The organism is Streptomyces sp. NPDC037401 (assembly GCF_055602345.1).
In genome coordinates this window covers 85,531-109,525 of the sequence record NZ_JBVJWO010000020.1, presented here as the reverse complement: position 1 = coordinate 109,525, position 23,995 = coordinate 85,531, and the positions used below count along the sequence as shown (strand labels likewise).

General features: G+C 71.5%; 20 protein-coding genes and 1 pseudogene. 16 read left to right on the top strand and 5 right to left on the bottom strand.

Annotated elements, in window-relative coordinates; genetic code table 11:
* Nucleotides 1–2: 2 nt before the first annotated feature.
* Complete coding sequence (gene speB / locus ACZ7H1_RS22545; protein ID WP_470789030.1) at nucleotides 3–980, bottom strand: agmatinase; 978 nt, start codon at nucleotides 978–980, stop codon at nucleotides 3–5.
* A 113-nt stretch (nucleotides 981–1,093) separates the two neighbouring features.
* Between speB and ACZ7H1_RS22540 the strand changes: the two genes are divergently transcribed.
* The 3 genes from ACZ7H1_RS22540 (at nucleotide 1,094) to tesB (ending at nucleotide 4,673) form a co-directional block, all read left to right on the top strand.
* Nucleotides 1,094–2,560 carry a helix-turn-helix domain-containing protein gene (locus ACZ7H1_RS22540; RefSeq protein ID WP_470789029.1) on the top strand — a complete coding sequence of 489 codons (1,467 nt, stop codon included), beginning with the start codon at nucleotides 1,094–1,096 and terminating at the stop codon, nucleotides 2,558–2,560.
* Between the two features lie 61 nt (nucleotides 2,561–2,621).
* Entirely contained in the window at nucleotides 2,622–3,779 is a 1,158-nt protein-coding gene (locus tag ACZ7H1_RS22535; protein WP_470789028.1) for an acyl-CoA dehydrogenase family protein, read from the top strand.
* Between the two features lie 21 nt (nucleotides 3,780–3,800).
* A complete protein-coding gene (gene tesB, locus ACZ7H1_RS22530; protein WP_470789068.1) occupies nucleotides 3,801–4,673 on the top strand; it encodes an acyl-CoA thioesterase II in 873 nt (290 codons plus the stop codon).
* Here tesB and ACZ7H1_RS22525 read toward each other — a convergent pair.
* From ACZ7H1_RS22525 to ACZ7H1_RS22515, 3 genes and pseudogenes are all read right to left on the bottom strand, one after another.
* Nucleotides 4,670–4,872, bottom strand: a pseudogene (locus ACZ7H1_RS22525) (PIN domain-containing protein); the annotation flags it as partial. The gene tesB and the pseudogene ACZ7H1_RS22525 sit on opposite strands and share 4 nt — an antisense overlap.
* A gap of 144 nt (nucleotides 4,873–5,016) precedes the next feature.
* Nucleotides 5,017–5,802 (bottom strand): phosphatase, encoded by a 786-nt coding sequence (locus ACZ7H1_RS22520; protein WP_470789026.1) that lies wholly within the window; start codon nucleotides 5,800–5,802, stop codon nucleotides 5,017–5,019.
* Nucleotides 5,803–5,896: 94 nt separating this feature from the next.
* Entirely contained in the window at nucleotides 5,897–6,493 is a 597-nt protein-coding gene (locus ACZ7H1_RS22515) for an SACE_7040 family transcriptional regulator (protein ID WP_470789025.1), read from the bottom strand.
* A gap of 99 nt (nucleotides 6,494–6,592) precedes the next feature.
* Here ACZ7H1_RS22515 and ACZ7H1_RS22510 point away from each other — a divergent pair, with 99 nt between their 5' ends.
* The 10 genes from ACZ7H1_RS22510 (at nucleotide 6,593) to ACZ7H1_RS22465 (ending at nucleotide 19,750) form a co-directional block, all read left to right on the top strand.
* Nucleotides 6,593–8,209 (top strand): carboxyl transferase domain-containing protein, encoded by a 1,617-nt coding sequence (locus ACZ7H1_RS22510; protein WP_470789023.1) that lies wholly within the window; start codon nucleotides 6,593–6,595, stop codon nucleotides 8,207–8,209.
* A gap of 20 nt (nucleotides 8,210–8,229) precedes the next feature.
* Nucleotides 8,230–10,224: an acetyl/propionyl/methylcrotonyl-CoA carboxylase subunit alpha gene (locus ACZ7H1_RS22505; protein ID WP_470789066.1), complete on the top strand. Its 1,995-nt coding sequence runs from the start codon at nucleotides 8,230–8,232 to the stop codon at nucleotides 10,222–10,224.
* Nucleotides 10,225–10,241: 17 nt separating this feature from the next.
* Nucleotides 10,242–11,159, top strand: a complete 918-nt coding sequence (locus ACZ7H1_RS22500) for a hydroxymethylglutaryl-CoA lyase (RefSeq protein WP_470789065.1) — start codon at nucleotides 10,242–10,244, stop codon at nucleotides 11,157–11,159.
* Between the two features lie 7 nt (nucleotides 11,160–11,166).
* Complete coding sequence (locus tag ACZ7H1_RS22495) at nucleotides 11,167–12,327, top strand: acyl-CoA dehydrogenase family protein (protein WP_470789022.1); 1,161 nt, start codon at nucleotides 11,167–11,169, stop codon at nucleotides 12,325–12,327.
* 135 nt (nucleotides 12,328–12,462) lie between these two features.
* Entirely contained in the window at nucleotides 12,463–13,515 is a 1,053-nt protein-coding gene (locus ACZ7H1_RS22490) for an ABC transporter substrate-binding protein (protein ID WP_470789020.1), read from the top strand.
* Between the two features lie 29 nt (nucleotides 13,516–13,544).
* The gene (locus tag ACZ7H1_RS22485; RefSeq protein ID WP_470789019.1) at nucleotides 13,545–14,483 is read left to right on the top strand and encodes a siderophore-interacting protein; all 939 of its coding nucleotides are present in this window, start codon (nucleotides 13,545–13,547) and stop codon (nucleotides 14,481–14,483) included.
* A 120-nt stretch (nucleotides 14,484–14,603) separates the two neighbouring features.
* On the top strand, nucleotides 14,604–16,094 hold the full coding sequence (locus tag ACZ7H1_RS22480; RefSeq protein WP_470789018.1) for a pyridoxal phosphate-dependent decarboxylase family protein: 1,491 nt from the start codon (nucleotides 14,604–14,606) through the stop codon (nucleotides 16,092–16,094).
* Nucleotides 16,078–17,382, top strand: coding sequence for a lysine N(6)-hydroxylase/L-ornithine N(5)-oxygenase family protein (locus tag ACZ7H1_RS22475; RefSeq protein WP_470789016.1), 1,305 nt, complete (start codon nucleotides 16,078–16,080; stop codon nucleotides 17,380–17,382). The genes ACZ7H1_RS22480 and ACZ7H1_RS22475 overlap by 17 nt, the downstream gene beginning before the upstream one ends.
* Nucleotides 17,379–17,972 carry a GNAT family N-acetyltransferase gene (locus tag ACZ7H1_RS22470; protein WP_470789015.1) on the top strand — a complete coding sequence of 198 codons (594 nt, stop codon included), beginning with the start codon at nucleotides 17,379–17,381 and terminating at the stop codon, nucleotides 17,970–17,972. Before ACZ7H1_RS22475 ends, ACZ7H1_RS22470 begins: the two co-directional genes overlap by 4 nt.
* Nucleotides 17,969–19,750: an IucA/IucC family protein gene (locus ACZ7H1_RS22465; protein WP_470789014.1), complete on the top strand. Its 1,782-nt coding sequence runs from the start codon at nucleotides 17,969–17,971 to the stop codon at nucleotides 19,748–19,750. Before ACZ7H1_RS22470 ends, ACZ7H1_RS22465 begins: the two co-directional genes overlap by 4 nt.
* A 72-nt stretch (nucleotides 19,751–19,822) precedes the next feature.
* Here the strand turns inward: ACZ7H1_RS22465 and ACZ7H1_RS22460 are convergent, their stop codons facing one another.
* Nucleotides 19,823–21,418: a beta-N-acetylhexosaminidase gene (locus tag ACZ7H1_RS22460; protein ID WP_470789013.1), complete on the bottom strand. Its 1,596-nt coding sequence runs from the start codon at nucleotides 21,416–21,418 to the stop codon at nucleotides 19,823–19,825.
* 52 nt (nucleotides 21,419–21,470) lie between these two features.
* On the opposite strand from ACZ7H1_RS22460, the gene ACZ7H1_RS22455 reads away from it, so the two are divergent.
* The 3 genes from ACZ7H1_RS22455 (at nucleotide 21,471) to glmS (ending at nucleotide 23,972) form a co-directional block, all read left to right on the top strand.
* Entirely contained in the window at nucleotides 21,471–21,698 is a 228-nt protein-coding gene (locus tag ACZ7H1_RS22455; protein WP_470789011.1) for a DUF4429 domain-containing protein, read from the top strand.
* A gap of 119 nt (nucleotides 21,699–21,817) precedes the next feature.
* Nucleotides 21,818–22,093, top strand: coding sequence for a hypothetical protein (locus ACZ7H1_RS22450; protein WP_024758123.1), 276 nt, complete (start codon nucleotides 21,818–21,820; stop codon nucleotides 22,091–22,093).
* Between the two features lie 61 nt (nucleotides 22,094–22,154).
* Nucleotides 22,155–23,972, top strand: coding sequence for a glutamine--fructose-6-phosphate transaminase (isomerizing) (glmS, locus tag ACZ7H1_RS22445; protein ID WP_470789010.1), 1,818 nt, complete (start codon nucleotides 22,155–22,157; stop codon nucleotides 23,970–23,972).
* Nucleotides 23,973–23,995: the final 23 nt, after the last annotated feature.

The following is a 23,995-nucleotide window of genomic DNA, read 5'->3' as shown; positions in this document are numbered from 1 at the left end:
TGTCAGCCCTTCGGGTTCGCCTTCGCCGCGGCGATCTGCCGGCTCATGATCGTGGTGAGCTCGTACGCGGTGTGCGAGGCCGCGACCGAGGTGATCTCGGCGTGATCGTACGCCGGGGCGACCTCGACCACGTCCGCGGAGACGAGGTTGCAGGAGGACAGGCCGCGGATGATCTCCAGCAGCTCGCGGGAGGTCATGCCGCCCGCCTCGGGGGTGCCGGTGCCGGGCGCGTGGGCCGGGTCGAGCACGTCGATGTCGATGGAGATGTACAGCGGGCGGTCGCCGATGCGCTGGCGCAGCTGGTCGGCGACCTCGTCGGCGCCGCGGCGGTAGACGTCGGCGGAGGTGACGATGCCGAAGCCCATCTTGGCGTCGTCGTCGAGGTCCTGCTTGCCGTACAGCGGGCCGCGGGTGCCGACGTGGGAGAGCGCCTCGGTGTCGAGGATGCCCTCCTCGACGGCGCGGCGGAACGGCGTGCCGTGGGTGTACTCGGCGCCGAAGTACGTGTCCCAGGTGTCGAGGTGGGCGTCGAAGTGCAGCAGCGCGACCGGGCCGTGCTTCTTGGCGACCGAGCGGAGCAGCGGCAGGGCGATGGTGTGGTCGCCGCCGAGGGTCATCAGGCGGGAGCCGGCGCCGAGCAGCTCGTCGGCGGCGGCCTCGACCGTCTCGACGGCCTCGTTGATGTTGAAGGGGTTCACCGCGATGTCGCCGGCGTCCGCGACCTGGGCCAGGGCGAAGGGGGACGCGTCCTGGGCCGGGTTGTAGGGGCGCAGCAGGCGGGAGGCCTCGCGGATGGCGTTGCCGCCGAAGCGGGCGCCGGGGCGGTAGGAGACGCCGGAGTCGAAGGGGACACCGACCACGGCGACGTCGGCGGAGCCGACCTCGTCCAGGCGGGGCAGGCGGGCGAAGGTCGCCGGGCCCGCGTACCGCGGGATGCGGGAGGAGTCGACGGGTCCGCGCGGCTGCTGCTCGGTGCTCATGAGGGGTGCCCTTCTCGGCTGTGTGTGCGGTCCTTCGAGCGTAGGCGGCTGCCTGCCCGGCCGCGAAGTGTACGTTTTCACCATAGAAAGCCACTCGAATGTACGGAGCATCCATGCCGGACCTGCCTCCCTCGGATCCCGTCCCCCTGGCCGCCCTGCTCGGTGTGCCGGAGCTGGGCCTGCGCAGGCTCGCGGGGCCGGCGGACGCGGTGGTGCACGGGGTGCACGCCTCGGAGATGGCCGACCCGTCGCCGTACCTGCTGGGCGGCGAGCTGCTGCTGACCGCCGGAGCGGCGGCGGGCGGGGACCCGGAGGCGTACGTGGCGCGGCTGGTGGAGGCGGGGGCGGCGGGGCTCGGCTTCGGGGTGGCCCCGGTGCACGAGGAGGCGCCGCCGGGTCTGGCCGCGGCGTGCGAGCGGTACGGGCTGGCGCTGCTGGAGGTGCCGCAGCGGACGCCGTTCACGGCCGTGGCGCGGACGGTGTGGCGGCTGATGGCGGAGGCCCGGACCCGGGAGCTGCGCCGGGTGACGGAGGCCCAGCGGTCCCTGGCCGCGGCGGCGTCCCGCCCGGACCCGGTGCCCGCGGTGCTGTCCCGGCTGGCGGCGGCGGTCTCGGGCCACGCGGAACTGTGGACGGCGCCGGCCGCGACGCCGGGGAGCAGCGGGGTCCGGGGCGGCCGTGCGGCGCCGCCGCAGGGCGTGCGCGAGGCGCTGGACGCGCTGTGCGCCCGGGTGGGCGGGGGCGGGCCGGTGACGGCCAGCGACTCGGCCGCCGGGTGGCACCTGGCCGCCTACGCCCTCACCCGCGCGCACGGCCCGGGACCGGCGGCGCCCGGGGCCGTCCTCGCCGTCGCGACGCCCGGCCGGGCCCCCGGCGACCACACCATCGCCGGGGTCGCCGCCGTCCTGCTCACCCTGCTCACCACCACCCGCCCCACCGGGACCGGCGCGGAGCCGGCGGCCCTCGCCCGGCTGCTGCTCGACGGCTCCCCCGCCGAGGCCGTCGCCCTCCTCGGTCCCGGGCCGTGGCACGTCGTACACGCCCGGGCGAACCCGGGCCCCGGCGACCCTGCGGCCCTCGCCGCGGCGCTCGGCACCACCCTGGCCGCCGCCGAGGGGGACCTCGTCCGCCTGATCGCCCGCGGCGAGCCCGCCGCGCAGCCGGGCTGGACCCTGGGCGCCTCCGCGCCCGTACCCGCCGACCTGCTGCCGGCCGCCGACGCGCAGGCCGCCCGGGCCCTGCGCCGTGCGCGCGGTGCCCGCAGGCCGCTGGCGCGCCACACCGAGGCCGGTCTGGACGCGCTCGTCACCCCCGGCGAGGCCCGGGCGCACGCCCGCGCGCTGCTCGCGGCCCTCTCCCCGGCCCAGGGCGAGACGCTGCGCGCGTGGCTGGGCCAGCACGGCAGTTGGGACCGGACCGCGGCGGCCCTCGGCGTGCACCGCAACACCGTCCGCCAGCGCATCGCCCGGTCCGCCGCCCTGCTCGGACGGGACCTGGACGATCCGGACACCCGGATGGAGCTGTGGTTCGCCCTGCGCTGGCTCCCGGACGTGACGCACGACTCTGGACAGGCCGAGTGACTCCCCGGTAACTTAATATGAGCAAGCGCTTAGAACAGGACAGCCCCGAAGGAGGCGGCTCGTGCGCCGTACCGTATTCAACGAGGACCACGAGGCGTTCCGGGAGACCATCCGGGCCTTCATCGAGGCCGAGGTCGTGCCGGTCTACGACGAGTGGTTCGCCGCGGGCCAGGCGCCGCGCGACTTCTACTACAAGCTCGGCGAGCTGGGCGTCTTCGGGATCAACGTCCCCGAGGAGTTCGGCGGCGCGGGCCTGGACACGCACAAGTTCGAGGCCGTCCTCTACGAGGAGACCTCGCGCGCGGGCGTGAACTTCGGCGGCTCCGGCGTCCACGTGCTGCTGGCCCTGCCCTACATCAAGATGCTCGCCACCGACGAGCAGAAGAAGAACTACCTCCCGAAGTTCGTCTCCGGCGAGGAGATGTGGGCACTGGCGATGACCGAGCCGGGCACCGGCTCCGACGTCGCGGGCATGAAGACCACCGCCAAGCTCTCCGAGGACGGCACGCACTACGTCCTCAACGGCTCCAAGACCTTCATCACCGGTGGCGTCCACGCCGACCGCGTGATCGTCTGCGCCCGCACCTCCGCCCCGCGCGAGGACGACCGCCGCTTCGGCATCTCCCTCTTCGCCGTGGACACCAAGTCCGAGGGCTACTCCATCGGCCGCAAGCTCGACAAGCTCGGCCTGCGCACGTCCGACACCGCCGAGCTGGCGTTCGTCGACGTGAAGGTGCCGGTCGAGGACCTGCTCGGCGAGGAGGGCAAGGGCTTCTACTACCTCGGCCACAACCTGGCCTCCGAGCGCTGGGGCATCGCCTTCGGCGCCTACGCCCAGGCCGCCGCCGCCGTCCGCTTCGCCCAGCAGTACGTCACGGACCGCACGGTCTTCGGCAAGCCGGTCGCGCACTTCCAGAACACCAAGTTCGAGCTGGCCGCCTGCCAGGCCGAGGTGGACGCGGCCCAGGCCGTCGCCGACCGCGCCCTGGAGGCCCTGGACGCGGGCGAGCTGACCCCGGCCGAGGCCGCCTCCGCCAAGCTGTTCTGCACCGAGGTCGCCCACCGCGTCATCGACCGCTGCCTCCAGCTGCACGGCGGCTACGGCTACATGAACGAGTACCCGATCGCCCGCCTGTACGCCGACAACCGCGTCAACCGCATCTACGGCGGCACCAGCGAGATCATGAAGTCGATCATCGCCAAGTCGATGGGCCTGTAAGTCCCCTTGGCCGAGCTCGACATGAACGCGGCGCTCGCCGATCTCCTCGATCTGCTCGACCTGGAGCAGATCGAGGAGAACATCTTCCGCGGCACGAGCCGGACCTCGCTCGTGCCGCGCGTCTTCGGCGGACAGGTCGCGGCGCAGGCCCTCGTCGCGGCCGGCCGGACCGTGCCCGCGGACCGGACCCCGCACTCGCTGCACTCCTACTTCCTGCGGACCGGGGACGCGGGCGCCCCCATCGTGTACTCCGTCGACCGGATCCGCGACGGGCGCTCCTTCACCACCCGCCGGGTGGTGGCCGTGCAGCACGGACAGCCGATCTTCCACCTCTCCGCGTCCTTCCAGACGTACGAGGAGGGGCTGGACCACCAGACGCCGATGCCCGCGGCACCGGATCCCGAGTCCCTCCCCACAGCGGCCGAGTCCCTCCCGCGCTACCGGGAGCTCTTCCGCGACCCCGGCACCGTCGAGCGGCTGGCCGCCGCCCGCGCCGCGGTGGACCTGCGGTACGCGACGACCCCGCCGTGGGGCAGCATCGGCGAGCCGGTCGAGCCCCGCTCCCAGGTCTGGTTCCGCACGCAGGGCAAGCTCGCGGACGATCCCCTGCTGCACACCTGCCTGGCCACCTACGTGTCCGACATGACCCTGCTCGACTCGGTGCTGCTCGCGCACGGTCGGGGCGGCTGGGCCGTCGGCGACGTCGTGGGCGCCTCGCTCGACCACGCCATGTGGTTCCACCGGCCGTTCCGCGCCGACGAATGGCTGCTGTACGACCAGGAGTCGCCGTCCGCACACGGCGGCCGGGGGCTGGGCCAGGCCCGCATCTACACCCAGGACGGGCAGCTGGCGATCACGGTGATCCAGGAGGGTGTCGTGCGCGTCCCGCGTTAGAGCGTGCCCGGCGGCGCCACCCAGGCGGTGGGCCGGCCGGTGGCCCGGGCCACGGTCTCGAAGTCGGCGTCGCAGTGCAGGACGACGAGGCCGTTCGACTCCGCGGGGCAGCCGGGAGGAGGTCGACCGGCCCCGCGCTGCGGTGCCGGCCCTTGTCCGTCAGCGTCCGTTGGACCGTGAGCACACGCCGACGACTCCCGTGACCAGATGGTCGACCCAGCGGGACTGGACCTTCTTGTCTTCAAGGACGCGCACGATTGCCGATGTGCCGATCAGGTGGGTGTCTCCACATGAAGCGTATGGCCGTTGCCCGGGACAGGTCAGGACCCATCACCCGTACGGGCTACCCCTCCCCGAGACCCGCCGCTTCCAGGAGGTACGCCGTCATCGGGTCGTAGTAGCGCGGGTCGCGGACGTGGTCGTCCAGGGGGACCACGACCTCGACCGTGCCCTCCGCCTCGCCGAGGAAGAGCGCCGGGTCGTTGCAGTCCGCGTACGCGACGGCGTCCAGGCCCCGCTGGGCGGCGCAGCCCGCCCAGCCGTGGTCCGCGACGACCAGGTCCGGCTGCGGGCGGCCCGCCGCGGCGAGGCCGTCGAGGATCGCCGCCATCGGCTGCGGCGAATGCGTGTGCCACAGGGTCGCCCCGCGCTCCAGCACTGCCACGTCGGCGAACTGCCAGACCTGGGCCTCGTCGGCGGTGAGGTCCTGCGGGATGACCACGATCTCGCAGCCCGCGGCGCGCAGCGCGGCGGCGGTGGCGCGGTGGACGTCCAGCAGACCGCCCGGGTGCCCGGTGGCCAGCAGGACGGACTGGCGGTCGACAGCCGCCTTGCGCAGCCGGGCCGCCATCCGGTCCAGCGCGTCGACGGTCAGCTGGGGGTCGATGGTGTCCTGGCCGTGCCGGTGCTCGGGGTCGTCGATCACTCCGCAGCGCTCGGCCATGACGGCGAGCACGTCCTGCTCGTCGGCCCAGCGGTCGCCCAGCTCCAGGCCCAGCCAGTAGTGGCGGTCGCCGTTGGCGAGCCTGCGGTAGTGGGAGAGGTTGTTCTCCCGCGGTGTGGCGACATCGCCGGCGATGCGCGTACGGATGAGGTGCTCGATCAGGGCGGCGCGGCTGGGTATCGGCATGGGTGCCATTCTGCCGCCGTCCGGGCGGAGGCGTGCGGTCCGTTCCGCCAGCCGGACGTTCCGGGGCGGCGGGCGGGCCGGACCGGCCGCGGGGTCAGCCGGAGAGCGCGCCGAACGCCCCGTGGGCGAGGCGGCGCAGCAGCGCCTCGGTGGCGTCCCGTCCCGGCAGTCCGGTCCCGTGCGGGGACCCGAGGTGCGGGGTGGAGTTCAGCAGTCCGAAGACGGCGTGCACGGCGGCCCGCGCCTCGGCCTCGGGCACGCCCGGGTGGAGCTGCCGTACGACCTCGACCCACAGCTCCACGTACTGCCGCTGGAGCTGGCGCACCAGCTTGCGGTCCTCGTCCCGCAGCCGGTCCAGTTCGCGGTCGTGCAGTGTGATCAGGGGGCGGTCGTCGAGGGCGAAGTCGATGTGCCCGTCGATGAGGGAGGCCAGGACGGAGGCCGGGTCGCCCGCTGCCTCGGCCACGCGGTAGCGGCCGCCGGTCAGCAGCCGCTCGCTGATGCCGACGAGCAGCTCGGCCAGCATGGCGTCCTTGCCGGCGAAGTGCCGGTAGAGGCCGGGGCCGCTGATGCCGACCGCCGCCCCTATCTCGTCCACGCCGACGCCGTGGAATCCGCGCTCGGCGAAGAGGCGGGCAGCCTCCTTGAGGATCTGCTCGCGACGGGTCGGCGCGGCGGCTCTGGTGCTCATGGGAATTCATTCTAGACAGGGCTGTTAGCGCTCGTTAACCTGGTGCGCACAAGCGTTAACGCTCATTAACCGCATGAACCGAGCAAGGGAGCTCTGGGGATGCAGCAGGCACCAGTGCTGGCGAGCGCCGCCGATCCGGCCTCCGCGGCCTGGCGGACCAACGAGGCCGCCCATCAGGAGCTCTCCGAAGGGCTGCGCGAACGCCTCGCGGCCGCCCGCGAAGGCGGCGGCGAGAAGGCCCGTGCCCGGCACACGGCGCGCGGCAAGCTCCTGCCCCGCGACCGCGTGGACACGCTCCTCGACCCCGGCTCGCCCTTCCTGGAGCTGGCCCCGCTGGCCGCCGACGGGATGTACGGCGGCGCGGCCCCGGCCGCCGGGGTGATCGCGGGCATCGGCCGGGTCAGCGGCCGCGAGTGCGTGATCGTGGCGAACGACGCCACCGTCAAGGGCGGCACGTACTACCCGATGACCGTCAAGAAGCACCTGCGCGCCCAGGAAGTGGCTCTGGAGAACCGTCTCCCCTGCCTGTACCTGGTCGACTCCGGAGGCGCCTTCCTGCCCATGCAGGACGAGGTCTTCCCGGACCGCGAGCACTTCGGCCGGATCTTCTACAACCAGGCCCGCATGTCGGGGGCCGGCATCCCGCAGATCGCGGCCGTGCTCGGCTCCTGCACCGCGGGCGGCGCGTACGTACCGGCGATGAGCGACGAGGCCGTGATCGTCCGCAACCAGGGCACGATCTTCCTCGGCGGACCGCCGCTGGTGAAGGCCGCGACCGGCGAGGTCGTCACCGCCGAGGAGCTCGGCGGCGGCGAGGTGCACTCCCGGACCTCCGGCGTCACCGACCACCTCGCGGAGGACGACGCCCACGCGCTGCGGATCGTACGGAACATCGTGGCCACCCTCCCGGAGCGCGGCCCGCTGCCCTGGACCGTGGAGGCGCCCGAGGAGCCGAAGGTCGACCCGGCCGGGCTGTACGGGGCGGTCCCGGTGGACTCCCGCACCCCCTACGACGCCCGCGAGATCATCGCCCGCGTCGTGGACGGCTCCCGCTTCCAGGAGTTCAAGGCCGAGTACGGCCAGACGCTGGTCACCGGCTTCGCGCGGATCCACGGCCACCCCGTCGGCATCGTCGCGAACAACGGCATCCTGTTCTCCGAATCCGCCCAGAAGGGCGCCCACTTCATCGAGTTGTGCGACCAGCGCGGCATCCCCCTGGTGTTCCTCCAGAACATCTCCGGCTTCATGGTCGGCCGGGACTACGAGGCCGGCGGCATCGCCAAGCACGGCGCCAAGATGGTGACGGCGGTGGCCTGCACCCGGGTCCCCAAGCTGACGGTGGTCGTGGGCGGTTCGTACGGCGCGGGCAACTACTCCATGTGCGGACGGGCCTATTCCCCGCGCTTCCTGTGGATGTGGCCGAACGCCAAGATCTCCGTGATGGGCGGCGAGCAGGCGGCCTCGGTCCTGGCCACGGTCAAGCGGGACCAGCTGGAGGCCCGCGGGGAGTACTGGTCGCAGGACGACGAGGAGGCCTTCAAGGACCCGGTCCGCTCCCAGTACGAGCACCAGGGCAGCGCCTACTACGCCACGGCACGGCTGTGGGACGACGGCGTCATCGACCCGATGGAGACCCGGCAGGTGCTGGGCCTGGCTCTGACCGCCTGCGGCAACGCCCCGCTGGGCGACCCCGCCTTCGGCATCTTCCGCATGTGAGGACCCATTTCATGTCTTCGATGTTCAGCACCGTCCTGGTGGCGAACCGCGGCGAGATCGCGGTCCGCGTGATCCGCACGCTGCGCGAGCTGGGCGTGCGCTCGGTGGCCGTGTTCAGCGACGCGGACGCCGACGCCCGGCACGTACGCGAGGCGGACACCGCCGTCCGGATCGGCCCCGCGGCCGCCGCGCAGAGCTATCTGTCCGTGGAGAACCTGCTCGACGCGGCGGCCCGTACGGGAGCGCAGGCGGTCCACCCGGGATACGGCTTCCTCGCGGAGAACGCCGCCTTCGCGGCCGCCTGCGAGAAGGCCGGCCTGGCCTTCATCGGCCCGCCCGCCTCCGCCATCTCGCTCATGGGCGACAAGATCCGCGCCAAGGAGACCGTGAAGGCCGCCGGCGTCCCGGTGGTCCCCGGATCCTCGGGCAGCGGCCTCACCGACGCCGAACTGACCGAGGCGGCCCGCGCGATCGGCATGCCGGTCCTGCTCAAGCCCTCCGCGGGCGGCGGCGGCAAGGGCATGCGGCTCGTGCGCGACGAGCGCGCGCTGGCCGAGGAGATCGCGGCGGCCCGCCGCGAGGCCCGGTCCTCCTTCGGCGACGACACCCTGCTCGTCGAGCGCTGGATCGACCGGCCGCGGCACATCGAGATCCAGGTGCTGGCGGACGGCCACGGCAACGTCCTGCACCTGGGCGAGCGCGAGTGCTCGCTCCAGCGCCGCCACCAGAAGATCATCGAAGAGGCGCCCAGCGTCCTGCTGACCCCGGAGATCCGGGAGTCGATGGGCGAGGCGGCCGTCCAGGCGGCCCGCGCCTGCGGCTACGTCGGCGCGGGCACGGTGGAGTTCATCGTCCCCGGCGGCGACCCGTCCTCGTACTACTTCATGGAGATGAACACCCGCCTCCAGGTCGAGCACCCCGTCACCGAGCTCGTGACCGGGCTGGACCTGGTCGAGCTCCAGCTGCGGGTGGCCGCCGGGGAGCGGCTGCCGGTGACCCAGTCCGAGGTGGTCCTCAACGGGCACGCGGTGGAGGCCCGGATCTGCGCCGAGGACCCCTCCCGCGGCTTCCTCCCCTCCGGCGGTACGGTCCTCTCCCTCTCGGAGCCCGCCGGCGCGGCGGTCCGCACGGACTCGGGCCTGACCGAGGGCGCCGAGGTCGGGAGCACGTACGACCCGATGCTCTCCAAGGTCATCGCCTGGGGCCCCGACCGCGCCTCCGCCCTGCGGACGCTGCGCGCGGCCCTCGCGGAGAACGTCATCCTGGGCGTGCCGACCAACACCGGCTTCCTGCGCCGCCTGCTCGCGCACCCCGACGTGGTCACCGGCGACCTCGACACCGGGCTGGTCGAGCGCGAGCTCGACGGGCTGCTCCCGGAAGGGCTTCCGGCGGAGGTCCTCGAGGCCGCCGCGGCCGTACGGGAAGCAGCGCTGACCCCTGCGGTACGGGACGGCGGCTGGACGGATCCTTTCTCCGTGCCCAGCGGCTGGCGGCTCGGCGGCACCCCGGCGCCGCTCGCCCACTGGTTCCGGGTGCCCGGCCACGAGCCGGTCCGGCACGAGCCCGTGGACCGGGCCCGCCACCGGGTCGGCGGCGGACGGGTGTCGGTCACGGTCGACGGCATCGTGCACACCTTCTCGTACGTCCCCTCCCCGGAGGGCGTCTGGCTCGGCCGCGACGGGGACACCTGGCACGTGCTCGACCACGACCCGGTCGCGGCGAGCCTCGGCGGCGCCCGCCACGGCGGAGCCGACACCCTGGCCGCGCCCATGCCCGGCACCGTCACCGTCGTGAAGGTGGCCGTCGGGGACAGGGTCACGGCCGGTCAGAGCCTGCTGGTCGTCGAGGCCATGAAGATGGAGCACGTCATCTCCGCCCCGCACGCCGGCACGGTCACCGAGCTCGACGTCGCCCCCGGCACCACCGTCGCCATGGACCAGGTGCTCGCCGTGGTGACCCCCGACGAGCCCGACGACGCCGAGGCCGGGGCCGACGCCGGGGAGGCCGGCAAGTGAGCGCCCCCGGACTGCCCATGACCGTACCCGCGGCCGGACTTCCGGCCCGGGTCCGCATCCACGAGGTCGGCGCCCGCGACGGGCTGCAGAACGAGCAGACGGCCGTGCCCACCGAGGTCAAGGCCGAGTTCATCCGCCGGCTGGCCGGCGCCGGGCTCACCACCATCGAGGCCACCAGCTTCGTCCACCCCAAGTGGGTCCCGCAGCTCGCGGACGCCGAGGAGCTCTTCCCGCTCCTCGGCGGCGTCGCGGCGGACCTGCCCGTGCTCGTCCCCAACGAACGCGGCCTGGAGCGCGCCCTCGCCCTGGGCGCGAGCCGGATCGCCGTGTTCGGCTCCGCCTCGGAGACGTTCGCGGCCCGCAACCTGAACCGTACGGTCGACGAGTCGCTGGCCATGTTCGAGCCGGTCGTCGCCCGCGGCAAGGACGCCGGGATGCACGTCCGCGGCTACCTGTCCATGTGCTTCGGCGACCCCTGGGAAGGCCCCGTCCCGGTGGCCCAGGTGGTCCGCGTCGCCAGGGCGCTGCTCGACCTCGGCTGCGACGAGCTGAGCCTCGGCGACACCATCGGCGTCGCCACCCCGGGTCACGTACAGGCCCTGCTCGCCGGTCTCGGCGAGGCGGGGGTGGGCACCGACCGCATCGGGGTGCACTTCCACGACACGTACGGCCAGGCCCTGTCCAACACCCTGGCCGCACTGCAGCACGGGGTGACCACCGTCGACGCCTCCGCGGGCGGCCTCGGCGGCTGCCCCTACGCCAAGAGCGCCACCGGCAACCTCGCCACCGAGGACCTGGTGTGGATGCTCGACGGCCTCGGCATCGAAACCGGGGTCGACCTGGCCGCCCTCACCGCCACGAGCGTGTGGATGGCCGAACGGCTGGGCCGTCCCAGCCCCTCCCGTACCGTCCGCGCCCTCTCCCACAAGGAGTAAGAGACTCATGTCCCTCGACCACCGGCTCACCCCCGAGCACGAGGAACTCCGCCGTACAGTCGAGGCGTTCGCGCACGACGTCATCGCACCGAAGATCGGCGACCTGTACGAGCGGCACGAGTTCCCCTACGAGATCGTCGCCGAGATGGGCCGCATGGGCCTGTTCGGCCTGCCCTTCCCCGAGGAATACGGCGGCATGGGCGGCGACTACCTCGCCCTCGGCATCGCCCTCGAGGAGCTGGCCCGGGTCGACTCCTCCGTCGCCATCACCCTGGAGGCGGGCGTCTCCCTCGGCGCCATGCCCCTCTACCTCTTCGGCACCGAGGAGCAGAAGCAGCAGTGGCTGCCGAAGATGTGCTCCGGCGAGATCCTGGGCGCCTTCGGCCTGACCGAGCCCGGCGCGGGCAGTGACGCCGGCGGCACCCGCACCACCGCCGTGCGCGAGGGCGACGAGTGGGTGATCAACGGCTCCAAGTGCTTCATCACCAACTCCGGCACGGACATCACCGGCCTGGTCACCGTCACGGCCGTCACGGGCCGCAAGGCCGACGGGCGCCCGGAGATCTCCTCCATCATCGTGCCGTCCGGTACCCCCGGCTTCACCGTGGCCGCGCCGTACTCCAAGGTCGGCTGGAACTCCTCCGACACCCGCGAGCTGTCGTTCGACGACGTCCGCGTGCCGGTCGCCAACCTGGTCGGCCAGGAGGGCCGCGGCTACGCCCAGTTCCTGCGGATCCTCGACGAGGGCCGGATCGCGATCTCGGCGCTCGCCACCGGTCTGGCGCAGGGCTGCGTGGACGAGTCGGTGAAGTACGCGAAGGAACGGCACGCCTTCGGCAAGGCCATCGGCGACAACCAGGCCATCCAGTTCAAGCTGGCCGACATGGAGATGCGCGCCCACATGGCCCGCATCGGCTGGCGCGACGCGGCCTCCCGCCTGGTCGCCGGCGAGCCCTTCAAGAAGGAGGCGGCGATCGCGAAGCTGTACTCCTCCACGGTCGCCGTCGACAACGCCCGCGAGGCCACCCAGATCCACGGCGGCTACGGCTTCATGAACGAGTACCCGGTCGCCCGCATGTGGCGCGATTCGAAGATCCTCGAGATCGGCGAGGGCACGAGCGAGGTCCAGCGCATGCTGATCGCCCGTGAACTGGGCTTCGGCGCCTGATATCTGAGGCACTCCGCGCGGGTGCGTGTGGCATCGGCCACCCACCACTGGACAGGGCGTGAGGTTAGGCTAACCTATCCATCGCACTCTCGCCCTGGCGGCTGAAACCGCACGCACCCGAAAGCAGACACCGACATGGCCAACGCCCGCACTTCCACCCTGTCCCGTCGCGGCCTGCTGGCCGCGGGCGGCGCCCTCGGCCTCGGCGCGGTGCTCGCCGCCTGCGGTGACTCCAGCAAGACGGACAAGGGCGACAAGAGCGGCAAGGCCACGGACGCCGCCGGCGCGAACAAGGGCCCCTGGACGTTCAAGGACGACCGCGGCACCGCCGCGACCGCCAAGTCCACCCCGAAGAACATCGTGGCCTTCGTCGGCACCGCCGCCGCCCTCCACGACTTCGGCGTCGAGGTCAAGGGCGTCTTCGGCCCGACCAAGCTCGCCAACGGCAAGCCCGACGTCCAGGCCGGCTCGATGGACATCTCCAAGCTGGAGATCCTCGGCAACGTGTGGGGCGAGTTCAACGTCGAGAAGTACGCGGCCCTGCGCCCCGAACTCCTCGTCACCAACATGTGGGTCAAGGACGACCTGTGGTACGTCCCGGCCGAGTCCAAGGACAAGATCATGAAGGTCGGCGCGCCGAGCGTCGCCCTGTGGGCCGGCGGCGACACCACCATCCCGAACGCCATCGCCCGCCACGCCGAGCTGGCCAAGTCCCTGGGCGCCGACCTGAACGCCAAGAAGGTCACCGACGCCAAGGCCCGCTTCGAGGCCGCCGCCGAGCGCCTGCGCAAGGCCGCCAAGGCCAAGCCCGGCCTGAAGATCCTCATCGGCTCCGGCAGCGCCGACCTCTTCTACGTCTCGGTCGCCAAGACCTCCGCGGACACCCGCTACTTCCAGGAGCTGGGCCTGAGCTTCGTCGAGCCCAAGCCCGACAAGGAGGGCTTCTTCGAGTCGCTCTCCTGGGAGAACGCCGGCACCTACAAGGCCGACATCATCATGCTCGACAACCGCACCGGCACCCTCCAGCCGAAGGACCTCGCGGCCAAGCCCACCTGGGCCCAGCTGCCGGCGGTCAAGGCCGGCCAGGTCATCCCGCGCGTGACCGAGCCGATCTTCTCGTACGACAAGTGCGCGCCGGTCCTCGAGGAGCTGGCCAAGGCCGTCGAGAACGCCAAGAAGGTCGGCTGACCGCCGTTCCCTGAGGGGGGATTCTCCGCATGACCGACACGAACGACTCGACCGGCACGGCCGATCCTGCCGGCACGAACGACGCCCCGGCCGCCGCGCACTTCCGCTTCTTCGAGTTCGAAGTGCTGCGCACCCAGCGCCTGGGGCACTCCTTCCTGCGCGTCACGTTCGGCGGGGAGTCCCTCCGGGAGTTCCGCTCCGGCGGGTACGACCAGAGCCTGTCCCTCTTCCTCCCGCTCGCCCACCAGGAGCACACCGTGCTCCCGTCCACGGACGAGGACACCTGGTTCGGCGCGTGGCGTGCCGTGCCCGAGGAGGAGCGGCCGGTGATGCGCTCGTACACCGTGCGCGAGCAGCGCCGCACGGCGGACGGCGCGGACGAGGTGGACATCGACTTCGTGCTCCACGGCGACGCGTCCCCGGCCTCCCGCTGGGCGGGGCGCGCGCGGCCCGGCAGCCGGATCATGGCGATCGGCCCCGCGGTGGCCGAGAACAAATCCGTTCGTTTCCAGCCACCCGCGGAGACCGACACCCTCTTCATGTACGCGGACGAGACGGCCCTTCCGGCCGCCGCGGCCATCCTGGACCGGCTGCCCGAAGGCCGGAAGGCCAAGGCCTGGTTCCAGGTCCCGCACGAGGACGACCGGAGTGCCGTCGACGTCCCCGCGGGGGCCGAGGTGGTGTGGATCGTCCGCGAGGGCAGCACCGCCGGCCGCGCCGAGCAGGCACTGGCCGCGATGCGCGCCGAGGCCTGCGCACCCGCCCCCGAGGGGACGGCGTACGGCTGGATCGCAGGTGAGGCGGGCACCGTGCGCGCGGTCCGCAGGCACTTCGTGCAGGAACGTCACATCGACCGCCGCGCCGTGAAGTTCACCGGCTACTGGCGGCTCGGCGCCAGCGAGGAGGAGCTCCTCGCCGAGGCGCACTCGGGCAAGGCTCCCAGCGAGGACCCCGACTCCGCGCTCTAGTAACGCAGTTCACGAGAAGGGCTCCGGTTTTCAGCCGGGGCCCTTCTTCGTTTGGCTGAAAGTTTAGGTTAGGCTAACCTAAGCCTCGCACCCACCGCTTCCCTGCCCGGAGGATCCCTGATGCGTTCGCATCTGCTCAATGACACGACCGCGGAGACGTACCGGCGTTCCGTCATCGAGGGCGTGGAGCGCGTGGCCGCGAAACTCGCCACCACCCGCAAGCCCCACACCGGCATCGCGGTCGACGAACTGTCCCCGGTCATCGCGGACATCGACCTCGACCGCCCCCTGGCGGACGCCTCCGCCGCGCTCGACGAGCTGGAGGACGTGTACCTGCGCGACGCGGTGTACTTCCACCACCCGCGCTACCTCGGCCACCTCAACTGCCCGGTCGTCATCCCGGCCGTGCTCGGCGAGGCCGTCCTCTCCGCCGTCAACTCCTCCCTGGACACCTGGGACCAGTCGATCGGCGGCACGCTGATCGAGCGGCGCCTGATCGACTGGACCGCCGGCCGCATAGGCTTCGGCCCCGGCGCCGACGGCGTGTTCACCTCCGGGGGCAGCCAGTCCAACTTCCACGCGCTGCTGCTCGCCCGCGACGAGGCCTGCCGCCTGGTCGCCAAGCGCCTCGCGGACCGGGGGGAGACGCGCCCCACGTCGGAGATCCTGCCCCTCCTGCGCATCTTCACCTCCGAGTGCAGCCACTTCAGCGTCAAGAAGTCGGCCGCCATGCTCGGACTCGGCTACGAGGCCGTCGTCTCCGTCCCCTGCGACGCGAACCGGCGCATGAACACCGCCGCGCTCGCCCTGGAGCTGGAGGAGTGCGAGCGCGAGGGCCTCTTCCCGATGGCCGTCGTCGCCACCGCCGGAACCACCGACTTCGGGTCCATCGACCCGCTCCCCGAGATCGCCCGCCTGGCCGACGAGCACTCCGCGTGGATGCACGTGGACGCCGCGTACGGCTGCGGACTGCTGGTCTCCCCCACCCGCCGGCACCTCCTCGACGGCATCGAGCTGGCCGACTCGGTCACGGTCGACTACCACAAGTCGTTCTTCCAGCCGGTCAGCTCCAGCGCCATGCTGGTCCGCGACCGGGACACCCTCAAGCACGCCACGTACTACGCGGACTACCTCAACCCGCGCCGGATGGCGGAAGAGCGGATCCCCAACCAGGTCGACAAGTCCATCCAGACCACGCGCCGCTTCGACGCGCTCAAGCTCTGGATGACCCTGCGCGTCATGGGTGCCGACGGCGTCGGCGGACTCTTCGACGAGGTCGTCACGCTGGCCTCCGAGGGCTGGAAGCTCATCGACGCCGACCCGCGCTTCGAGGTCGTGGTACGGCCGCAGCTGTCCACCCTGGTCTTCCGCTACCTCCCCGGGGCCGACGTGCGCGCCGACCTGGTCGACGAGGCCAACCTGCACGCCCGCAAGGCCCTGTTCGCCTCGGGCGAGGCCGTGGTCGCGGGCACCAAGGTCGACGGAGCCCAGTACCTGAAGTTCACCCTCCTCAACCCGCAGACCACGACGGCCGACATCACCGCCGTCCTCGACCTTCTCGCCGCACACGCCGAGCAGTTCCTGGGAGAATCCCTTGCAGTCCACTCGTGAGCCCCGTGACTTCATCGCCATCGGCCTCGGCCCCTTCAACCTGGGGCTCGCCTGCCTGACCGCGCCGATCGACGAGCTCGACGGCCTCTTCATCGAGTCGAAGCCGCACTTCGAGTGGCACGCCGGGATGTTCCTGGAGGGCGCGCACCTGCAGACGCCGTTCATGTCGGACCTGGTCACGCTGGCCGACCCGACGTCGCCCTTCTCCTTCCTGAACTACCTCAAGGACCGGGACCGGCTGTACTCCTTCTACATCCGGGAGAACTTCTACCCGCTGCGGGCCGAGTACAACGACTACTGCCGCTGGGCCGCCGACCGCCTCGACAACGTCCTGTACTCGACCACGGTCACCGAGGTCACGTACGACGAGCAGGCCGGCCTGTACGAGGTCCACACCGACAAGGGCGTCACCCACCGCGCCCGCCGCCTGGTCCTCGGCACCGGCACCCCGCCGTTCGTCCCCGAGGCCTGCGCGGACCTGGGCGGCGACTTCACCCACAACTCCGCCTACCTGCCGAACAAGGCCGAGCTCCAGAAGAAGAAGTCGATCACCCTCGTCGGCTCCGGCCAGAGCGCGGCCGAGATCTACTACGACCTCCTCTCGGAGATCGACGTCCACGGCTACAAGCTCAACTGGATCACCCGCTCCCCGCGGTTCTTCCCGCTGGAGTACACCAAGCTCACGCTGGAGATGACCTCCCCCGAGTACGTGGACTACTTCCACGCGCTCCCCGAGGAGACCCGCTACCGCCTCGAGGTCCAGCAGAAGAACCTCTTCAAGGGCATCGACGGCGAGCTGATCGACGCGATCTTCGACCTGCTGTACCAGAAGAACGTCGAGGCCAAGGGCGTCCCCGTCCCCACGACGCTGCTGACCAACACCTCCCTGAACAGCGCCGCGTACGACACCACCACGGGCACGTACACGCTCGGGCTGCGCCAGGAGGAGCAGGGCCGCGACTTCTCCGTCTCCACCGAGGGCCTGGTCCTCGCCACCGGGTACAAGTACACCGTCCCGGAGTTCCTGAACCCGGTCCGCGACCGCCTCAACTTCGACGGCCACGGCCGCCCCGACGCGGCCCGCAACTACAGCATCGACAAGACCGGCCGCGGCGTCTTCCTGCAGAACGGCACGGTGCACAACCACTCCATCACCTCGCCCGACCTGGGCATGGCCGCGTACCGCAACGCGTACATCGTGGGTGAGCTCCTCGGCCGCGAGTACTACAAGGTCGAGAAGTCCATCGCGTTCCAGCAGTTCGCAGCCCCGGAAGGCCACCTCGCATGACCGGCACCACCGACGTCCTGTTCTCCCGCACCGACGCGGAGCTCGGCGAGTTCGCCGTCCGCCCGCTCGACCCGTTCTCCGACGCGGAGCTGCTGCACGGCTGGGTGACCGACCCGAAGGCCGCGTTCTGGATGATGCAGGACGCCTCCCTGCCGGACGTGGAGCGCGAGTACATGCGCATCACGGCGCACGAGCACCACGACGCGTTCATCGGCCTGCACGACGGCCGCCCGGCGTTCCTGATGGAGAGCTACGACCCGCGTCACCTGGAGCTCGTCGGCCTGTACGACCCCGAGCCCGGCGACGTCGGCATGCACTTCCTCGTCGCGCCGACCGACACCCCCCTGCACGGCTTCACCCGCGCCGTGATCACGACCGTCATGGCCGCGCTGTTCGCCGACCCTGCGGCCCGCCGGGTCGTCGTGGAGCCCGACGTGTCGAACAAGGCCGTCCACGCCCTCAACGAGGCCGTCGGCTTCGTCCCCGAGCGGGAGATCGTCAAGCCCGAGAAGCCCGCGCTCCTCAGCTTCTGCACCCGTGAGCAGTTCGAAGCGGCCACCGGGCTGCGCACCACCGGAGTTTCCATATGAGCCTCACCGACGCCGTCGCACACCTCTCCCCCGAGCTGTGGGCCCGCGCCAACCGCGCCCTGGTCCGCAAGGGCCTCGCCGAGTTCTCCCACGAGCGGCTGCTGAACCCGGCCGAGCTGGGCGAGGGCCGGTACGCCGTCCGCAGCGATGACGGCACCGTGGAGTACCGCTTCACCGCCGCCCGGCACGCCCTGGACCACTGGGCGGTCGAGGAGTCCTCGATCACCCGGCACCGCGACGGCGCCGAGCTCCCCCTCGACGCCCTCGACTTCCACATCGAGCTGCGCGAGGCCCTGGGGCTGAGCGCCGAGGTGCTGCCCGTCTACCTGGAGGAGATCTCCTCCACGCTGGCCGGCACCGCCTTCAAGTACACGAAGGACCAGGTCCCGGCCGCGGTCCTGGCCAAGGGCTCCTTCCAGGACGTCGAGACGGGGATGACCGAGGGCCACCCCTGCTTCGTGGCCAACAACGGCCGCCTCGGCTTCGGCGTCCACGAGTACCTCTCTTACGCCCCCGAGGCCGCGAGCCCCGTCCGCCTGGTCTGGGTGGCCGCCCGCCGCGACGTGTCCACCTTCACCGCCGGTGCGGGCCTGGACCACGACTCCTTCCTGCGCGAGGAGCTGGGCGGGGCGACCGTCGACCGGTTCTCCGCGCAGCTGGCCGCGCTGGGCCTGGACCTCGCGGACTACCACCTGCTGCCCGTGCACCCCTGGCAGTGGTGGAACAAGACCTCGGTCACCTTCGCCGCGGAGATCGCCAACCGTCGCCTGGTCCTGCTGGGCGAGGGCGAGGACGACTACCTGGCGCAGCAGTCGATCCGTACCTTCTTCAACACCAGTGCGCCGCAGAAGCACTACGTCAAAACGGCGATCTCGGTGCTCAACATGGGCTTCATGCGGGGCCTGTCGGCCGCGTACATGGAGGCCACCCCGGCCATCAACGACTGGCTGCACCAGCTCATCGAGAACGACGAGGTCCTCCGGGGCGTGGATTTCTCGATCATCCGCGAGCGCGCGGCGATCGGCTACCACCACCGCCAGTACGAGCGGGCCACCGACCGCTACTCGCCCTACCGCAAGATGCTGGCCGCACTGTGGCGCGAGTCGCCGGTGTCCTCGCTCCAGGGCGACGAGCGGCTGGCCACGATGGCCTCGCTGCTGCACGTGGACGCGGACGGCCGGTCGTTCGTCGGCGCGCTGATCGAGGAGTCGGGCCTGAGCCCGCAGGAGTGGCTGCGCCACTACCTGCGCGCCTACCTCGTGCCGCTGCTGCACTGCTTCTACCAGTACGACCTCGCGTACATGCCGCACGGCGAGAACACCATCCTCGTCATCGAGGGCGGCGTGGTGAAGCGGGCGATCTTCAAGGACATCGCCGAGGAGATCGTGGTCATGGACCCGGACGCGGTCCTGCCGCCCGCGGTCGAGCGGATCCGGGCGGACATCCCGGAGGACATGAAGCTCCTGTCGATCTTCACCGACGTCTTCGACTGCTTCTTCCGCTTCCTCGGCTCCCTGCTGGCGTCGGAGGGCATCTGCGAGGAGCAGGTCTTCTGGCGCGCGGTCGCCGACTGCGGGCACGACTACCAGGACTCGATGCCGCAGCTCGCCGAGCGCTTCGAGCGGTACGACCTCTTCGCCGCGGAGTTCCAGCTGTCCTGCCTGAACCGGCTCCAGCTGCGCAACAACAAGCAGATGGTCGACCTGTCCGACCCGTCGGCCGCGCTCCAGCTGATCGGCAACCTCGACAACCCCGTCGCGCCCTTCGCGCGGCGCTGAGCCGGGGCGGGCGCGCGCATCCGAATACGGTCCCTCGGATGCGCGCGCCCGCCCTCCTTTTCGTGCCCGTCCTCACTGCTCCCAGGGCACGTCCGGAGCACGGTGGAAGCCGACGCCCATGGCGGCCAGCCGCGGCCCCTGCGCGGCGAGCCGCAGCCGGTACGCCGTCCAGTTCAGGGCCGAGGCCTTCGACCAGCCCAGCTCCGCGGCCCCGATCACCCGCGGGAAGGCCAGGTACTCCAGGTTCCGGCGGGTCACGACCGTCTCGGTCCACAGCGGGGCCTCGACGCCGAGCACCGAGGACTCCGGCACGCCCGGCAGGTACGTGCCCGGATTCCACTCGTACGACCGCTTGACCGGCACGTACCCGGCCCAGCTCAGGCCGATCGGGCTCAGCGGGTCGTACTTCATGTCCAGGTAGATCCGGTCCGCGGGTGACAGGACCACCTTCGTGCCGGCCCGCACCGCGGCGGCGACCTTCGCCTTCTCCGCGGCGCTCGTCTTGTCGTGGCCCCAGTACTGCACCACGGCTCCGGGCGCCGGCGTGGCCCCGGTGAGCTGGTGCCAGGCCATGACCGTCTTGCCGTGGTCGGCGACCGTCTTCTGGGCCCGGTCCATGAAGGAGACGTAGTCGGCGTGGGGCGTCGAGTGGGCTTCGTCCCCGCCGATGTGGAGCAGGCGGCCGGGCGTCATCCCGGCCACCTCGCGCAGGACGTCGTCGATGAACTCGTACGTGACGGCCTTGGGCACGCACAGCGAGCTGAAGCCGACCTTGGTGCCGGTGTAGCGGGCGGGCGCCCGGCCGTTGCAGTTCAGTTCGGCGTACGAAGCCAGGGCGGCGTTCGTGTGGCCGGGCATGTCGATCTCGGGGACCACGTCGATGTAGCGCGCGGCGGCGTAGCGGATCAGGTCCTTGTACTGCGCCTTGGTCCAGTAGCCGCCGGGGCCGCCGCCGACCTGCGTGCCGCCGCCGTAAGTGGCCAGCCGCGGCCAGGAGTCCACGGCGATCCGCCAGCCCTGGTCGTCGGTGAGGTGCAGGTGCAGGGTGTTGATCTTGTAGAGGGCGAGCTGGTCGACGTACCGCTTGACCTGGTCCACGGTGAAGAAGTGCCGGGCGATGTCGAGCATCGCGCCGCGGTAGGCGAAGCGGGGGGTGTCGGTGACGGTGCCGCCCGCGAGGGTCCACGGCGCGCCCGTCGGGACGTGCACGGGGAGCAGCTGGCGCAGCGTCTGGATCCCGCGGAACAGCCCGGCGGGCTGATGGGCGGTGAGCACCGCCCCGGATTCGTCGGTCGACAGCCGGTAGCCCTCCCGGCCGAAGGCTCCGGCGTCGGGGTCCAGCCGCAGCCTGATCCCGCTGGTGCCCTCGCCGGTGTCGGTCGCGGTCACGGCCAGCCGGAAGCCGGTGGCGGAGCGCCAGGCCGTGGCGAGCTGTTCCCCGACGGCCTGGGCGGCGGCGGACCCCACCGTGGTGCGGATCGCCGTCTGCGGACCGAGGGTGTACCCGGGGCCGCCGGGCGCGGTGCTCGCCGGCGCGGGGATGATCTTCTCGTACGGCGACAGGGCCGCCTCCGGCTCCACCACCTTGTTCGCGCTCTGTGCCTCGCTGCAGGAGACCGCGAGGGCTCCGCAGACCATCAGGGTGCCGAGGGTACGCAGGAGTCTCATGTCCTCAGGTATAGGCCAGTCCGCGGGTCGCGGGCGATGCAGGAATCCGAAGATGGCGGAAATCATCCAGAAGGACGGCACTTGGGCCTTCGACGGGGACCTGGTGAGGATCGTCCCGGGGCGGGACAGGAGCGTGTCGCTGCTGCGGCGGACCCTCGGCGAGCCGGCGGTGACCGTCGAAGCGCCGGCGGGGATCCCGTACGAGCCCGGCCGCAGGGGGGCGGGGGCGCGGAGTACCGAGTTCGGCGCGGCGAAGCAGGCTGTTCTGCGCCGGTTCTGAGCCGTTCGGCGGGCGATCTGACCGGATTCTTCGGTTCCGCTGGTCCGTACCATTGAGATCCTGCCCGAAATCGGGCAGGATTCTTGCAATCCATCCCGATGAACGCACAGTATCTACGGGTGCTCGAACGCCGCCCGTCGCATGACGACCTCGTCGACCACCTGGTGCGCAGCACCGCGCTCCAGCGCGGGGAAGCCGCCCGGGTGGTGCTCGACGTGCTGGCGTACTTCGACGAGACGACCGAGGAGTTCGTCCGCCGCCGCCACCGCGAGCTTCAGTCCGGCGGAGCGGTGAACGCCGAGATCTTCGAACGGATCGCTGCGGAACTGCCGCACCGCGCCGTCGCACCGCCGGAGCTGTCACTCCGGCAGCTGCGCAGGATCGTCTACGGCTGACCGGGCCCGGCCCGGTGGGCCGCCGAGCACTCACACGTAACCTCAGGAGGGGTAAGACCTTATGTGCGGAATCGTTGGCTACATCGGTAAGCGTGACGTGGCACCGCTGCTGCTGGAAGGCCTGCAGCGTCTCGAGTACCGGGGCTACGACTCCGCAGGCATCGTCGTCAACACCCCCAAGTCCCCGGCGCTGAAGGTCGTCAAGGCCAAGGGCCGCGTCCGCGAGCTGGAGTCCCGCGTCCCCAAGCGCTTCGCCGGCACCACCGGCATCGCGCACACCCGCTGGGCCACCCACGGCGCCCCGAGCGACATCAACTCGCACCCGCACCTGGACCCCGAGAACAAGGTCGCGGTCGTCCACAACGGCATCGTGGACAACGCGTCCGAGCTGCGCGCCAAGCTCGAGGCCGACGGCGTCGTCTTCGTCTCCGAGACGGACACCGAGGTGATCACCCACCTGATCGCCCGTTCCGCGGCCGACTCCCTGGAGGAGAAGGTCCGCGAGGCCGTCAAGGTCATCGAGGGCACCTACGGCATCGCCGTCATGCACGCCGACTTCGCCGACCGCATCGTCGTCGCCCGCAACGGCTCCCCGGTGATCCTCGGCATCGGCGAGAAGGAGATGCTCGTCGCCTCCGACGTCGCCGCGCTGATCGCCCACACCCGCCAGGTCGTCACCCTGAACGACGGCGAGATGGCCACCCTGAAGGCCGACGACTTCCGCACCTTCACCACCAGCGGGACCTCGACCACCGCCACCCCGGAGACCGTGGAGTGGGAGGCCGCCTCCTACGACATGGGCGGCCACGACACGTACATGCACAAGGAGATCTCCGAGCAGCCCGACGCGGTCGACCGCGTCCTGCGCGGCCGCATCGACGAGAAGTTCTCCACCGTGCACCTGGGCGGCCTGAACCTCGACGCCCGCGAGGCCCGCGGCATCCGCCGCGTGAAGATCCTCGGCTGCGGCACCTCGTACCACGCGGGCATGATCGGCGCCTCCCTCATCGAGGGCCTGGCCCGCATCCCCGCCGACGCCGAGCCGGCCTCGGAGTTCCGCTACCGCAACCCGGTCGTGGACCCCGACACCCTGTACATCGCCGTCTCCCAGTCCGGTGAGACGTACGACGTGCTCGCCGCGGTGCAGGAGCTCAAGCGCAAGGGCGCCCGCGTCCTCGGCGTGGTCAACGTCGTCGGCTCCGCGATCGCCCGCGAGGCGGACGGCGGCGTGTACGTGCACGCCGGCCCCGAGGTCTGCGTCGTGTCCACGAAGTGCTTCACGAACACCGTGACCGCCTTCGCCCTGCTGGCCCTGCACCTCGGCCGCATCCGCGACCTCTCGGTCGCCGACGGCAAGCGGATCATCGAGGGCCTGCGCAAGCTGCCCGCGCAGATCCAGGAGATCCTCGAGGGCGAAGAGGAGATCAAGAAGCTGGCCGCCGAGTACGCCGAGGCCAAGTCGATGATGTTCATCGGCCGCGTCCGCGGCTACCCGGTCGCGCTGGAGGCCTCCCTGAAGCTCAAGGAGATCTCCTACATCCACGCCGAGGCCTACCCGGCCTCCGAGCTCAAGCACGGCCCGCTCGCCCTCATCGAGCCCGCCATGCCGACCGTCGCGATCGTGCCGGACGACTCCCTGCTGGAGAAGAACCGCGCCGCGCTGGAGGAGATCAAGGCCCGCAGTGGCCGGATCCTTGCCGTCGCGCACCGCGAGCAGGAGAAGGCGGACCACACCATCCTGGTCCCGAAGAACGAGGACGAGCTCGACCCCATCCTCATGGGCATCCCGCTCCAGCTGCTCGCGTACCACACCGCCCTGGCCCTCGGCCGGGACATCGACAAGCCGCGCAACCTGGCCAAGTCCGTCACCGTCGAGTAGTCACTCGCCGACCCGTCGAGCCA